Source organism: Paraburkholderia sp. J7, assembly GCF_905220155.1.
GTDB lineage: Bacteria > Pseudomonadota > Gammaproteobacteria > Burkholderiales > Burkholderiaceae > Paraburkholderia.
This window is the reverse complement of record NZ_CAJMYZ010000011.1, coordinates 169761-184469: the sequence shown is the minus strand read 5'-3', so window position 1 is coordinate 184469 and position 14709 is coordinate 169761. Positions and strand designations below refer to the sequence as shown.

Here is a 14709-nt window from a genome sequence, read left to right as displayed (position 1 = left end):
CGGTGGTCAGGCTACGTGCTTTTCGTCGGTCTTCTTGCCCAGATGCAGCGTGGAATGCTTGCCGTACTGCTTGGCGAGGAGGTCGCGGTAGAGGCCCGGACGGTTGCGCAGCTCTTCGGGACTGCCGTCGTCGATCACTTTGCCCGCGCTCATCACGATGATGCGGTCGAAGTTGTTGAGCGTGGAGAGGCGGTGGGCGATCGCGATCACGGTGCGGCCGACCATGAGCCGGTCGAGCGCCTGCTGGATGGCCTCTTCGGACGCGCTGTCGAGCGCGGAGGTGGCTTCGTCGAGCAGCAGGATCGGCGAATTCTTCAGAATGGCGCGCGCGATCGCAATGCGTTGGCGCTGGCCGCCCGACAGCTTCACGCCGCGGTCGCCCACGATCGTGTCGTAGCCCTCGGGCATCGCCTCGATGAATTCGGCGCAGCGCGCCTCGCGAGCCGCGGCGAGCACTTCCTCGCGGCTCGCCTCGGGGCGGCCGTAGGCGATGTTCTCGTAGATTGAGCGGTGCAGCAGCGAAATGTCCTGCGGCACGAGCGCAATGGAATGGCGCAGGCTGTCCTGGGTGACGTGCGCGATGTCCTGGCCGTCGACCTTGATGGCGCCGCCCTGGGTGTCGTAGAAGTGCTGCAGCAGCGCGAGCACCGTCGTCTTGCCTGCCCCCGATTTGCCGATCAGGCCGACGCGCTGACCGGCTTCGATGTGCAGGTCGAAATGATCGAGGATCGGCTTGCGGTGCGGATACGCGAACGTCACGCCCTCGAAGTCGACGCGGCCGCCCTGGGCTACGAGTTCCGTGGCGTCGTCGCGGTCGGGCATGCCGTGCGGCTCCAGCAGCGTTTGCACGGCTTCGGCCAGACGCGCCACGTGCTGGGTCACATCCACGAGCGCCACGGCGAGGTCGCGCGTGCCGTGCAGGATCGTGAAGCCGAGCGAGCTCACCAGCACGATGTCGCCCGACGTCGCCTTGCCCTGATCCCAGAGCCAGAGCGCCCAGCCGAGCAGCCCGGCGGACAGCATGGCCGTGATCACGGCGTGCAGCAGACGCAGCTTTTCGAGGTAGAGCAGGCTCGAGCGGCGCGCGTCGAGTTCGGCCTTGACGGTCGAGCCGAAGCGCTTTTGCTCGCGCAACGTCATGCCGAAGGCGCGCACGAGCGCCATGTTGCCGATCACGTCGACGAGCTCGCCGTCCACGGCGGCCGCTTTGGAAGCGAACGTGTGGTGGCGCGACGAGCCGCGCCCGGCCAGCTTGAAAAGAATCACCGAAAGGATGGCCGAGCAGACGAGCAGGCCCGCTGCCATCAGCGGATTGACGGCGATGATCATGACGATCGCGCCGGCCACGGCGATACATGGCGGCAGCACGTTCCACGCCGTGGTGTTCTCGGCCGTGTAGACGGCGTTCGACGTCGCTGTGATGCGGCTCGCGAGCGTGCCGGGCTGCTTTTCGGCGTAGTAAGTGGGCGAGTGTCCGCTCAGATACTGGAAGAGGTCACGCCGCAGGTCGCCCGTCACGGTGACGAAGGTGTGCGCGGCGAACCAGCCTCCGACCCGCCAGAGCAGGTTGTCGGCGGCGATCAGGCCGACGAGGATGGCGAACGCGGTCCACAGCGGGCCCGGATGATGGCGTCCCGCGCCGAGCACGTCGATCAGATGCTTGATGGCGTATTGCGACGCAAGCGCGCAGCCCACGGCCGCGAACACGCTGGCGAGCACGACGCTGTGGGCGAACGGATGGCGCTTGATGTAGCGGAAAAGGAACGCGAGCGGACGCCGCGCATAGCTCGCGAGCTTTGCGTTGTGGGCGTTACGCTGGGCGGTGGTCAGATGTTCCAATTGATCGGGTGGTCGGTCTGACGGAATTTCGTCCGTGCAAGTTCAAAGGAAGATAGCTGGCGCTGAGGCGACGACGGCTCAGGGCGCGCGGCAACGAAGGCGGACTTACCGCATTGTAAACACCCCGTGCGCCTGGCGCACCGCCTGTGCCCGGCGGACGCGCATCATATCGCGACACGATAGCGCGGGATACAGATTGGGGACACGTTGTTGCAGCGGAGGTTCAACAGGAATCGCGGACCGTTTTAGTGATAGATGTTTTAGAGATAGAATTACGGATTGCATTCGGAAAACTGCTGTGCGTGCCTGCAACGCGCAGCCAGCCCATGACGAACCTGGAACCTTACGAGTGGGATCGATCGATGCGGATTCGTGCCGCGACAATCCCCCGCAGTTGTTTTCCGCAGCGCAGCACCCAATCTAGAACTCTCTTGGAAAACAATGGGTTGCGGAGTGTTTCCGGTTTGTAACAACGTAAAGACTTTGAAATGATCTAGCCGGTATTGACCCCTGACCGGGATAATGCCGACTCGGACGGCGTAGGGAATTTGACAGCTTTTATGTCAACGGCCGCGAACCCTGCGCGTTTACCGCCTGAACCGCCGCGTGTGCGCTCTCTTGCCGCTTCACAACTGCGTCGGGTCTGTGTCCGGATTTCCGGCGCGGTTAGCGGTACGGAACGCCTGTAAGGCGCGTGGCGACAAGGAAGCCGCAGCCTGCATAGGTCGATTGTCAAATTTGCAGTCTATTGCCCGATTATTACGAGGAAGGAGTTCACCACTATGCGAATCGCTCAAATCGCTCCGTTGCACGAGGCGGTTCCTCCCAAGCTGTACGGCGGCACGGAACGGGTGGTCTCCTACCTGACCGAAGCGCTGGTCGAACAGGGTCACGATGTCACGCTGTTCGCCAGCGGCGATTCGATCACCTCGGCAAAGCTCGAAGCGTTCTGGCCGCAGGCACTGCGCCTCGATCCCACGATTCGCGACGTGATGGCTCCGCACATGTTGCTGCTCGAAGAAGTTCGCCGCCGCGCGGAAGAATTCGACGTGCTGCACTTCCACATCGACTACTACCCGTTCTCGCTGTTCGCACGTCAGCCGGTGCCGTTCGTCACGACCATGCACGGCCGTCTGGACCTGCCGGAACTGCAGCCGGTGTTCAACGCGTTCAACGACGTGCCGGTCGTTTCGATCTCGGACAACCAGCGCAATCCGCTGCAGCAAGCCAACTGGCAGCAGACCGTCTACCACGGCCTGCCGGAAGACGTGCTCACGCCGATTCCGAACGTCGAGCCGGGCTACCTCGCATTCCTCGGCCGCGTCTCGCCGGAGAAGGGCCTTGACCGCGCGATCCGCATCGCCGGGCAGGCGGGCATGAAGCTCAAGGTCGCCGCCAAGATCGACAAGGCCGACCGTGCCTACTACGAAGAAGTCATCAAGCCGCTGATGGCGCTGCCGCACGTCGAGTACATCGGCGAAATCGGCGAGCACGAAAAGCGCGAGTTCCTCGGCAATGCCCACGCACTGGTGTTCCCGATCGACTGGCCGGAGCCCTTCGGCCTCGTCATGATCGAAGCCATGGCCTGCGGCACGCCGGTCATCGCGTTCAAGCGCGGTTCGGTGCCGGAAGTCATCGAGAACGGCGTGTCGGGCTTCGTCGTCGAAGACGAAATCAGCGCAGTCGCCGCGATCAAGCGCCTGTCGACGCTGCCGCGCGAGAAGGTGCGCGCCGCGTTCGAGTCGCGCTTCTCGTCGAAGGTGATGGCGCGCAACTACGTGGCCGTGTACGAAGAACTGCTGCGCCAGAAGCATCGCACGGTGCTGCGCGAAGTCAACGCCGGCTAAGCTGCGCACCGAAACCGGACGCGCTGCGGCGCGCCCGGTTTTCCCGCTTTTCCCCAACGCCCTGGTGCCTGTGCACCGGGGCGTTGTCACATTCGCTGCGCCGGCAAGTGAGGCGCACGCTTAATGTCCCTATAATGGCCGTGCCGTAAAATCCGCGGCGCCCACAAAAGCGTGCTTTGCATGGGACCAGAGTAACGCGCTGAAGCGCGAACTCTGGTCGACAGAGGAGAAGACCCTTGGCCAGAACCCGACCGACGCCCACGGCGACCGTACCCGGCGCCGGGACGCTTTTCGCGCTGCGCGCGATCGGGCTCGTGATCCTGGCGCGCTGGCTGCACTCCATGGCGCAGATGAATTTCCTCGCCGCGCTCGAAGGCATGGCGTCGTCGCCGGCGGCAAGCCTGAATCTCGTCTTCCTATTTCTGCTGATCGTCCTGCCGGGCGCGAAGGCACGCGTCGAGCGGCCGTTTCACCCGCTGCCGCAGTGGCTGCGCCAGGCGCTGCGCTTCTTCGGCGTGCTCGGCTTTCTGTTCGCGATCGGCTCGATCGGCGTGTTTGTCTGGACCGCCGGCTGGCGGCGCACCTTCCACGCGGTGGCCGATACCAACGGCTGGCTCGTCGCCGCCCCCGCGCTCTATGCCGCCGTGGTCTGGATCTGCCGGCCGCGCGCGCTTTGGCGCAGCAACTTCGCGGCGCGGCGTTTCGCGATCGGGCGCTTCGCCGTGTCGATCGATCCGGCCACGCGCACGACGGTCGTCTGGCAGGAAAGCCGCAAGGTCGGGCAGTACGATGCGCGTGAACTGTCGGTGCGCTGGCTTTCGGGGGCGCCGCAGGGCGGGGTGGTCATGGCGGAGCCTGCGCGCCTGCCTGCACCCGAGCGCGCTCAGGTGGACGATCCCGCGGTCGCGGCCGGCGTTGTCGAGCCGGTTGCCAGTGCGGATCCTCCCGATGCCGCCGCTACGCTGGCGGGCGTGCCGCCCGCGGCCACGCGAGAACCCGGCGCGCACACTGTGCCGCGTCAGGCATCGGCGTCGTCATCGTCCAAGCCTGCGGGCAAGTCCGCGCGCCGGCCGAAGATCGAATTGCTCTGGGATTCGCCGGCTGCGGCGGGCCATAACCGCCAGACCGTGTTTCGCGTGTCGCTTGCGTCCGAAGGGGACCGCACGGCCTCGCGCGCTCTCGACTCGGCGCTGAAGCAGACCTGACGCACCCGACAGGGCCCGGCTGCATGACGCCGCGCCCATATACGCCCGCTTTTTTGTTGCTTGCCGTTCCTGTCGTCCACTCGAAGGAGTCGCAATGCTCATACGCTGGTTGCTCGCCGCCATTCACCTGCTGGCCTTCGGCTTCGCGCTCGCGTCCATCCTGCGGCGTACACGCGGACTGCGCCGTTGCACCTCCACCGAGGACCTGCCGGTGATCTTCAGCGCCGACAACGGCTGGGGCGGCTCGGCCGTCGTGCTGATCGTCACCGGTGCCATGCGCGCGTTCGGCGGCTTCGAGAAGGGCGCCGGGTACTACCTGCACGAACCGCTCTTTCACGTGAAGATGGGCGCGCTCGTGCTGATCCTCCTGCTCGAGATTGCCCCGATGATGGCGCTGTTGCGCTGGCGCCTCGCCGTGCGCCGAGGTGACGTGCCGGATCTGACCGGCGCGCCGAAATATGCACGCATCGGCGTGTGGCAGACGGTGCTGGTCGTCGTCATGGTGTTCGCGGCGACGGGCATGGCGCGCGGCATTGGCCTCGATACGGGCGCTGAATAGACCACCCGGCGCTTAATCAGGCCCCGAAAAAGAGAAAACCCGCGCGGCGGCGGGTTTCCGGACTGGACAAGTCGTTGCTTCGCTTTACTGAAGATTGCCCGCTACCGCGACCGTCTGGCCGGTGATGTAGTTCGACTCGGGCGAGCAGAACAGATACACGCCGCCCGCCGCTTCTTCGGGCGTACCGCCCCGGCCGAGCGGATTGCGCTGCGCATGCGTCTTGATCAACTCGGGGTTCAGGCCTACGCGGATCTCGCGCCCTTCGATGCTCACCGTCGCGCCCGCTTTCGCGTCGGCGCTCGTCATGCGCGTGTGGATCAGGCCGAACGCCACCGCATTGACATTGACGTTGAAGCGCCCCCATTCGCGTGCGAGTGCGCGCGTCATGCCGATCACCCCCGCCTTCGCGGACGAGTAGTTCATCTGCCCGGCGTTGCCATTGAGCGCGGACGTGGACGAGATGTTCACGATCTTGCGATACACCTCGCGCCCTTCGGCGACGTCGGCCGCGTGCAGCGCCTTCACATGCGGGTACGCGGCGCGCAGGATGCGGAACGGCGCGGTCATGTGGCAGTCGAGGATCGCGTACCACTGTTCGTCGGTCATCTTCTGGATCACATCGTCCCAGGTGTAACCGGCGTTGTTGACGATGATGTCGATGCCCTTGTACGTGCTCATCGCCGTGTTGATGAAGCGCTCGGCGAAGTCCGGCGCCGTCACGTTGCCCACGCAGGCTACCGCTTCGGCGCCTGTCTTGCGCAGCGCTTCGACCGTTTCGTGCGCCGGATCGGCGTCGAGGTCGTTCACGACAATGCGCGCGCCTTCGCTAGCGAGCTTTTCCACGATTGCACGGCCGATGCCGCGTCCCGAGCCGGTGACGAGTGCCACCTTGCCGTCGAGCTTACCCATGCTGTTGACTCCTTCTATCGATTGATGCGGGTGGGTTCAGAGCGCGACCACGGCGTCACCCACGACGCGCGGTTCGCCATACTGGTTGGCGGTCTGGATTTCGAGGCGCACGCGACGCTCGCCTTCGGCTTCGAACTTCTCGACCACGCGCCCCGTGCAGACGATGCGATGGCCGAGGTGCGTGATGCCGACAAAGCGCACGCCGAACTGGCGCAACTGGCGCTGATCGACCCATTGGGTGAGCAGGCGGCCCAGCCAGGCCATCGAGAGCATGCCGTGCGCGAACACGTCGGGCATGCCCGCGCGCCGCGCGTAGTCGATGTCGATATGCACCGCGTTGTGGTCGCCCGAGGCGCCTGCGAAGAGCGCGAGCATCTTGCGGTCCACGCTCGGCAGTTCGAGGGGAGGGAGCGTGTCGCCCACCTCGATCGTGTCGTACTGGATGGTCATGCGAGGTCTCCCTTCAGCCGTTGCGTTGCACGATCACGCTGCGCAGATCGGCCACGTGCTCGCCGCGCGGGTTCGTGACGCGCGTCTCGCGCACGACGAACTCCAGCGCGCCGCCTTTCTTGTCGTAGATGTCGGCGATGCGCGACTCGAACAGCAGCACGTCGCCCGCATAGGCGAGCCGGTGATACGTGAAAGACTGTTCGCCGTGCAGGATGCGCGGCAGCTCGATGCCGATCTCGTCGCGCCAGGACCCGTCCGGCTGCTCGAATTCGAGCGAGAACAGGAAGGTGGGCGGCAGCGGCAGGCCGGGGTGCCCTGCGTCGCGCGCGGCGGACTCGTCGAAGTAGACGGGATTCGTTTCGCCAATCGCCTGTGCGAAGAAGCGCAGCCGGCCCGCTTCGGCTACGGCGCGAAACGCGGGCAGCGTCTTGCCGATGTGTTGCTTGTCGATCATGTGATTGACTCCCAGTCGTCAGCCGTGCTCACGCTCACGCGCGCTTGTAGATCGTGACGACGCACGCGCCGCCGAGACCCACGTTGTGCGCGAGCGCGACCTTCGCGCCTTCGACCTGGCGCTCGCTCGCCGTGCCGCGCAGTTGCTGTGTGAGCTCGTAGCACTGCGCGAGGCCCGTTGCGCCGAGCGGATGCCCCTTCGAGAGCAGGCCGCCCGACGGGTTGACGACCCATTTGCCGCCGTAGGTGTTGTCGCCGTCGTTCACGAGCTTTTCGCCTTCGCCTTCCGCGCACAGGCCGAGCGCCTCGTAGGTCAGCAGCTCGTTCTGCGCGAAGCAGTCGTGCAACTCGATCACGTCGATGTCGCGCGGCCCGATGCCGGCTTGCTCGTAGGCGCTTTTCGCAGCCGAGCGCGTCATGTCGAAGCCGACCACGCGGATCATGTCTCGCGCGTCGTACGTGCTCGGGGTGTCGGTGGTGAGCGCCTGGCCGGCGATCACCACGTCGGTGCGCAGGCCGTGCTTCTTCGCGAACGCCTCGGACACGACGAGCGCCGCCGCCGCTCCGCAGGTGGGCGGGCAGGCCATCAGGCGCGTGAGCACGCCTTCCCAGAGCATGGGTGCGGCCATCACGTCTTCGGTCGAAACCACGTTGCGGAACACGGCGAGCGGATTGCGCGCCGCGTGGCGGCTCGCCTTCGCGCGGATTTTCGCGAAGGTTTCGAGCTTCGTGCCGTATTGCTTCATGTGCGACAGACCCGCGCCCGCGAACTGGCGGATGGCGTTGCTCAAACCCTCATGCTGGCCGACCAGCTCGTCGGTGATGTCGATCGCGCGCTCGAGTGCGCTCTTGCGGTCGTTCCAGATCGACTTGAGTGCGCCGGGCTGCATGAACTCGAAGCCAACCGCGAGCGCGCACTCGACCGCGCCGCTCTGCACGGCCTGGCGCGCGAGATAGAGCGCGGACGAGCCCGTCGCACAGTTGTTGTTCACGTTGATGACCGGAATGCCCGTCATGGCGACCTGATAAAGGGCCTTCTGTCCGCAGGTCGAGTCGCCGTAGACGTAGCCCGCATAGGCCTGCTGCACATCGCTGTAGTCGATGCCCGCGTCGGCGAGCGCCTGGCGGATCGCGGTGGCGCCCATCACGTCGTAGGTGTCGCTCGCGCCGGGCTTCTTGAACGGAATCATGCCGACGCCGGCGATGTATGCACTTCGAGTCATATCAGTACTCCTGAGTGAGTTGAATTTTTTTAAAGCTTGCGTGAGATGAGGTCGCGCATCACTTCGCTCGTGCCGCCGTAAATGCGCATCACGCGAGCGTCGGCGAATGCGCGGGCCACCGGATATTCGAGCATGTAGCCGTAGCCGCCGTGCAACTGCACCATTTCGTCGAGCGCCTTGCCGAGCGTTTCGGTCGCGAAGAGCTTCACGACAGCGGCTTCCTCCAGCGTGAGGCGGCGTCGCACGTGTTCAGACAGGTAGTGATCGACCATGAGCCGCACCGCGAGCGCCTGAGCTTTGATGTCGGCGAGCTTGAACTTGGTGTTCTGGAAGTCCCACACGGTCTGATTGAATGCCTTGCGGTCCTTCACGTAGTTCAGTGTGTGCTCGAGGCAGGCTTCGAGCTTGGCAGCCGCGTTCACGGCGATGGAGAGGCGCTCCTGCGGCAGTTCAGTCATCAGGTAGGCGAAGCCCTTGCCTTCCTCGCCAAGCCGGTTCGAGACCGGCACGCGCACGTTGTCGAAGAAGAGTTCCGCGGTGTCCTGCGCATGCTGGCCCACCTTTTCGAGCTTGCGGCCACGGCGAAAGCCTTCGCGGTCGGTTTCGACCACGATCAGGCTCACGCCTTTGGAGCCGGCCGCCGGGTCGGTCTTGCAGACCATGATGATGAGGTCCGCATTCAGGCCGTTGCTGATGAAGGTCTTGCTGCCGTTGATCACGTACTCGTCACCGTCGCGTACGGCGGTCGTGCGCACGGCCTTCAGGTCGCTGCCCGTACCCGGCTCGGTCATGCCGATGGCGAGGATGTATTCGCCCGAGCAGGCCTTCGGCAGCCAGCGCTGCTTTTGCTCCTCGTTGCCGAGCCGCGCAATGTACGGAGCGATGATGTCCGAGTGAACCCCGAAGCCGAGGCCGCTCAACCCGGCGCGGCTGACTTCCTCGTTGAACACGGCCGCGTGGCCGAAGTCGCCGCCGCCGCCGCCGTATTCGGTCGGCAGCGTCAGGCATAGCAGGCCTTCGCGGCCGGCCTTGAGCCAGGTCTCGCGATCGACCTTGCCGGCCTTGTCCCATTCGGCTTGCCTCGGCACGCATTCCTTTTCGAGGAAGCGCCGCGCGGTGGTGCGCAGCATCTCGTGGTCGTCGCGAAAGACGTTACGGTTGATTTGCATATCGGAGTCCTGAACGTAAGCGGTTGCTGTTGGGAGTGTTGAGGGTGAGATCAACGCGCGCGAGCGACATGCGCGGCGGGTTCGGCGTGAAAGAGCGCGTCGACGAGGTGGGCCCGGCGCGTGCGCGTGACAGCCTGATTGACATAACCCTTGTCGGCGATTTCGTTCGCGTCCATGGAGGGCGGCTCTGCCATCAGCAGCAGCCGTTCGACGTGAACGCTCGCACCTTGCGCGCGCTGGTTGCGCAACTGCTCGCTCAGTGCGGCGACGACGACAGGGTGTCGCGCCAGCGCGGCGGCGTCGAGGCCCGCGAGTTCGGGCGCGAGACGCTGGCACGCCGGAACGTTCGGCCAGGCGAGCGCGGCGACGTAATCGTGATCGTGTCCGCAGATCACGGCGTCGGTGAGCAGCGGGGCGCAGCGATCGAGCAGCGCGAGCCGCATCGCGCCCGTGCGCACCCATGTGCCGTTCGTGAGTTTGAAGTCTTCCACGACACGACCGGCGAACAGCATGCCGTCCGATGGGTTTTCGGGATTGGCGAGGCGCACGGCGTCGCCGAGCCGGAAGAAGCCTTCCTCGTCGAAGGCGGCCGCCGTGAGCGCCGGCTGCTTGATGTAACCGCCGAACACGTTCGCGCCGCGCATGCGGATCTCGTAGCGGCCGTCTGCGCTTTCGAGTGGCACGAGCTTCACTTCCGAACCCGGAACCGGTGTGCCGATATTGCTGATCGTGTTGGTGATCCAGCCGCACATCGTCCCCATGCCGCTCGTTTCCGTGCAGGCGAGGCCGGTCGCGAAGGCGATGCGCTGGCCAACGGTCTTTTCGGCCACGCGTTGGATGCGCTCGTGGACATCGGTGGGCAGGCTCGCGCCGCCATAGCCGAAGAAGAGAACCTTCGAGAACAGGTTCGCCGCGAGTTCAGGGTCCCGTTCGAGCTCGTTCGCGAGCACGGCCCAGGCTGACGGGACGCTCGTGAAAATCGTGGGCGCCACCTCGCGCAGGTTGCGCACCGTCCGCTCGATGAGGCCGGGCACGGGGCGTCCGTCGTCGATATAGTGGGTCGCACCGAACTGGATCGAGCGGCCCAGGTTGAGCACGCCGCCGAGGCCGTGATGCCATGGCAGCCAGTCGAGGAACACAGGCTCGGTGTCGAGCAGGAAGGCGAGATTGTCGGCGTAGTAGGCGGCTACGGCCTTGAGATTGCCGTAGCTCAGGGCGACGCCTTTGGGTGTGCCGGTCGAGCCGGACGTGAAGAGCACGCGTGCTGTTGCATCCGCCGCGATCGCGGCATGCGCGGCGGCGACTGCGGCGCGCCGCGTCGCGGTCAGTTCGGTCTGCGCGAGCGTCGCCCAGTCGAGCTGGCCTGCGCCGGCGCCTTGCACGGCGACGACCGGCGCGTGGCAGTGCGCGAGCGTGGCGAGTGCACGTTCGAAGGGGGCGGCGTTCTGCACGAACAATGCGCCGGGCGGCACCAGTTCCGCTATGGCCTTCAGACGCGCGAAGTCCTGGCTCAGCGTCGCGTAGGCGGGCGAAACCGGTGCGGTGGGAATGCCCACGTATTCGGCGGCGAGCAGCACGACGGCCTGTTCGATCGAATTACCGGAGAGCAGCATGAGCGGGTGCGCCTGATCGAGGCCCAGCTCGAGCAGCGCGGCGCCGACGCACTGCACCTGCTGCCAGAGTTCGCGCCAGCTCAGGCGCCGCCATGCGCCATCGCTCCCGCGCTCGCAAAATGCGGCGGTCTCGCCGCGCGTGAGCGCCCAGCCCTCGACGAAATCCACGAAGCTCTTTTGCGTAATGGCTGGCGGCGGATTTGCCGGGCGCAGGATCAGGCTGCCGTCGCTGCGCCGCTCGACGAGCGTTTGGCGGTGGGGCATGGGTAGAGGCCGGACGGCAACCGCCGGCGCAGTACTGGCCGAGAGCGTACTCATTAAGCCGTGTCTCCTGAACGTTTGCGTGCAACCCTTGAGGTGCACCACGTTGATTTTTCCGGGAGGGGTTTCGTCGGGCGAAACCCCTTGAAAACAAGCATAGCGGGTGGTGCCGGCAGTCGTACCACCCGTACCGGGTGGCGCATGCGCGCCCGTGCCCGGGCGGGGCGCCCGTCAGGGATCGATGCCCAGATCGCGCACGCGCGCGACCGCTTCATCACGGCTCGATACGCCCAACTTGCCGTAGATGTTCTTGAGATGCCACTTGACCGTTTCGGGCGAGATGCCGAGCGTGCGGGCGATCTTCTTGTTCGGCAGCGCCTGCGCCAGCAGACTCACGACCTTGGTCTCGCGCTCGCTGAGGGTTTCGGCCCCGTTTGGCGTTGCGTCGCGCTGGAGCGAAGCTTCGTTCGTTGTGCTGGCGAGTGCGGCTGCCGTGTCCTGCGCGGCGCGCAACCGGTCGACGTAAAACGCCAGCACGGGATCGGCGCCAGTGTCTGCTTCGTCCGTTTCGCCCGCCATGCCATGCACAACCTGGTCCGCGAAGGCAACGATCCCCGCGTCCACGTCGAGCACGCTGCGCACGAGGCCGAGCCGGTGGGCGAGGCGCAAGCCGGCGAGCGCGGTTTCTCGGGCAACTTCCAGACGACCGCGGCGGTGATCCACGAGCGCCGACTGCATGCGCAACTGCACCATGTGGTGCTGCCAGCCGCGCTCGCTGCAATGCGCAATGAGTTCGGGCAGGCGCAAGGCCGCGCCCTCGAAGTCTTCGTGTGCGAGGCACCAGTTGACATGGGAGCGCTCCGCGAGCGCGTGGACGTCGTGCCACGCATTCGGCCGCGTGGGCCGCAAACGTGCCGCGATCATGTCGAGTCGCGCGAGATCGGTTTCGGCGTCTTCGAACTGGCCGCAATGCAGATGCTGGCGGACTTGCGCGGCGAGGCTGTGCGCGAGGAGCCGCGGCAGGCCGTGCCGGCTTGCGTACTCCTCGAGCCGATCGAGATACGCGAATGCATCGAGCCGGTGACCCTCCGCCCAATGCGCGGCAGAGAGCACGGTGTGCACACGTAGTACGGAGTCCGGAATGGATACGCGCTCGAGCACATCGACGCGATCTTCGAGCAGCCGTCTCGCACCGGCGATGTCGTTGAACTCGTAGAGCGCCTCGCCAAGCAGCGCCGCCGCGAAGCACGCGGCCTCCGCCGTGCTGCTGCCACGTTCGTCGGCCTCCGCGAGGACGTCGCGGCTAATGCGCTCGACCTGCAGGAACTGCCCTTCGAGCGCGTAGCTGAAGCCGACCAGGCAGCGCCCGTTGAGCACGCCCGCGGAAGTGCCCATCAACGGGGAGCCGGCGTGCAGCGGGCGTGGGGTGTCGTGTTGCGCGGCGCGTGCCTCTTCGTATTCCCCGCGCCGCATGTAGAGCCAGGAAAGCAGGTTGCTGCGCGCGCCGATCGACTGGCTCGTGGCGTCGACCGGGGCGGCGAGAATCGCGGGCAGGATGGCCGCCGCGCTGTCGGCGTCGTCGCGTTGCACGTCGACGGCCGCGCGCAGCAGCAAGAGGCGGTACCGCGCCTGGGTGTTTTCGGCGGGAATCGCGGTGTCGAGGCGCGCGATGCTTGCGGCGCAGGCTTCGAAGTCGCGCGCATACAGTTCGAGCTGCAGACGCCACAGTCGCAGGTCGATGCGCGCCTCGATCTCGGCGTGCGGCAGCAGGTGAATGAGCGAGACGAGCTTGCGCAAATCGCCGGACAACTGCAGATCGCGCGCCACCGACAGTACGAGCTCGGCAGCAGCGGCCGCTTCGCCGGCCTGCAGCGCGTGGCGCACGGCTTCTTCAGGTAGCCCTTGGTCGCGGAACCAGCACCAGGCCGCGTGATGCACCGCGTGCTGCAGGGCCTCGCTTCGCGTGCGCATGCGATCGAGCAGGGTCTCGCGAAAGAGCGGATTGAGCCGGTACCACGTCTCATTACCGACGCGTTCTACCTGCATGATGAAGAGGTTGTCCGCTTCGAGGCGTGCGAGCAGCGCGAGGACTTCCTCTGGCGGCTGCTCGTCGCCGACGAGCGCGACGCACAGCGACGAGCACAGGCGCGCGCAAACCGAAGTGCGCACGAGCAGCTCGACCTCGGTTGCCGAAAGGCGGGAGAGCACCGCCCGTTCGAAGTAGTTTCCAAAAGCGCTCGCGTCGTGAAGCTGCATGCTCGCGAGGGGCGGGACGACGTCCGCCGAGCGGCGGCGCTTCAGATGCATGGAGAAAAGCTGCAGGCCGGCCACCCAGCCATCGGTCAGCTCGTGCATCTCGCGCGCATCCTTGTCGCTGACTTCGCCAAGCTGCGCCCGCAGATATGTTGCGGATTCGGCGAAGGTGAAGCGCAGGTCGCGCATGTTGAGCTCCAGCACCAGATCCCGATCGCGCAGGCGGCCGAGCGACACCGGAAAGCTGCCGCGCGACACCAGCACGATGTGCAGGTTCGACGGCGCGTAATCGATCAGCCACTGGAGGGCACGATGACTGCGTGAATTGGTGACGTGGTCGAGATCGTCGACGACGAGCGCAAGGTCGGCTGTGCGAGCGGCGATGGCGCGCACGAGCGCGATCACGGTGCGCTCGACCGCTTCGTCGTCCACGCCGCGGCCGCCGAGGAGGGCCGCCTCGCGGCAAATGGCCGGGTCGACCTGGGCGAGACTTGCCACGAGACCGTCGACGAAGCTCGCGAGATCGTCGTCTTCCGGCGCGAGCGTGAGCCACGCGAGATTGAAGCCTAGCGGCAGCAGCGCCTCGCGCCAGGCGAGCAGCGTGGTGGTCTTGCCGCAGCCGGCCGGCCCCTGGAGCACAATGCAACGCTTGCGCCGGGCCTCGATGAGTTGGCTGACCACACGCTCGCGTGCGACGACGCGCGTTTTGTTGCGCGGCGCCATCACCCGCGACGGCGCGCCGGTGGCGGCGGATGGGGAGTCGGGCCAGCGTTGCGGCATGTTCGCGTGCGCCTTGCAGTCATGGCGCCGCGACGACTGCGCACGCCCGATGACGAAACGAGTATCGGGCTATTGTAGCGCGCACGGTTATGCGGGCACGCGAGCGAGCGCGCCGCGCGTGCCGGTCGGCTTTGCGGTAGCGCAATGA

General features: G+C 66.1%; 11 protein-coding genes. 3 read left to right on the top strand and 8 right to left on the bottom strand.

Annotated features, from left to right (window positions below):
• Positions 1 to 6: 6 nt before the first annotated feature.
• Positions 7 to 1839 (bottom strand): ABC transporter ATP-binding protein, encoded by a 1833-nt coding sequence (locus U5A58_RS19445; RefSeq protein ID WP_321912501.1) that lies wholly within the window; start codon positions 1837 to 1839, stop codon positions 7 to 9.
• Positions 1840 to 2621: 782 nt separating this feature from the next.
• Between U5A58_RS19445 and U5A58_RS19440 the strand changes: the two genes are divergently transcribed.
• The 3 genes from U5A58_RS19440 to U5A58_RS19430 all read left to right on the top strand — a co-directional run bounded on the left by U5A58_RS19440 (position 2622) and on the right by U5A58_RS19430 (position 5450).
• On the top strand, positions 2622 to 3686 hold the full coding sequence (locus U5A58_RS19440; protein ID WP_321912499.1) for a glycosyltransferase family 4 protein: 1065 nt from the start codon (positions 2622 to 2624) through the stop codon (positions 3684 to 3686).
• Positions 3687 to 3922: 236 nt separating this feature from the next.
• Entirely contained in the window at positions 3923 to 4891 is a 969-nt protein-coding gene (locus U5A58_RS19435) for a hypothetical protein (RefSeq protein WP_321962652.1), read from the top strand.
• A 94-nt stretch (positions 4892 to 4985) separates the two neighbouring features.
• Complete coding sequence (locus tag U5A58_RS19430) at positions 4986 to 5450, top strand: DUF2214 family protein (protein WP_321962651.1); 465 nt, start codon at positions 4986 to 4988, stop codon at positions 5448 to 5450.
• A gap of 84 nt (positions 5451 to 5534) precedes the next feature.
• On the opposite strand, the gene U5A58_RS19425 is transcribed toward U5A58_RS19430, so the two are convergent.
• From U5A58_RS19425 to U5A58_RS19395, 7 genes are all read right to left on the bottom strand, one after another.
• Positions 5535 to 6359: an SDR family NAD(P)-dependent oxidoreductase gene (locus U5A58_RS19425; RefSeq protein ID WP_321962650.1), complete on the bottom strand. Its 825-nt coding sequence runs from the start codon at positions 6357 to 6359 to the stop codon at positions 5535 to 5537.
• A 36-nt stretch (positions 6360 to 6395) separates the two neighbouring features.
• Positions 6396 to 6809 (bottom strand): MaoC family dehydratase, encoded by a 414-nt coding sequence (locus U5A58_RS19420; RefSeq protein ID WP_321962649.1) that lies wholly within the window; start codon positions 6807 to 6809, stop codon positions 6396 to 6398.
• 13 nt (positions 6810 to 6822) lie between these two features.
• Entirely contained in the window at positions 6823 to 7263 is a 441-nt protein-coding gene (locus tag U5A58_RS19415) for a MaoC family dehydratase N-terminal domain-containing protein (RefSeq protein ID WP_321936093.1), read from the bottom strand.
• Between the two features lie 34 nt (positions 7264 to 7297).
• The gene (locus tag U5A58_RS19410) at positions 7298 to 8485 is read right to left on the bottom strand and encodes a lipid-transfer protein (RefSeq protein ID WP_321962648.1); all 1188 of its coding nucleotides are present in this window, start codon (positions 8483 to 8485) and stop codon (positions 7298 to 7300) included.
• Positions 8486 to 8514: 29 nt separating this feature from the next.
• Entirely contained in the window at positions 8515 to 9654 is a 1140-nt protein-coding gene (locus U5A58_RS19405; RefSeq protein WP_321912486.1) for an acyl-CoA dehydrogenase family protein, read from the bottom strand.
• Positions 9655 to 9704: 50 nt separating this feature from the next.
• Complete coding sequence (locus tag U5A58_RS19400) at positions 9705 to 11585, bottom strand: feruloyl-CoA synthase (protein WP_321962647.1); 1881 nt, start codon at positions 11583 to 11585, stop codon at positions 9705 to 9707.
• 174 nt (positions 11586 to 11759) lie between these two features.
• Positions 11760 to 14561 (bottom strand): LuxR C-terminal-related transcriptional regulator, encoded by a 2802-nt coding sequence (locus tag U5A58_RS19395; protein ID WP_321962646.1) that lies wholly within the window; start codon positions 14559 to 14561, stop codon positions 11760 to 11762.
• Positions 14562 to 14709 lie beyond the last annotated feature (148 nt).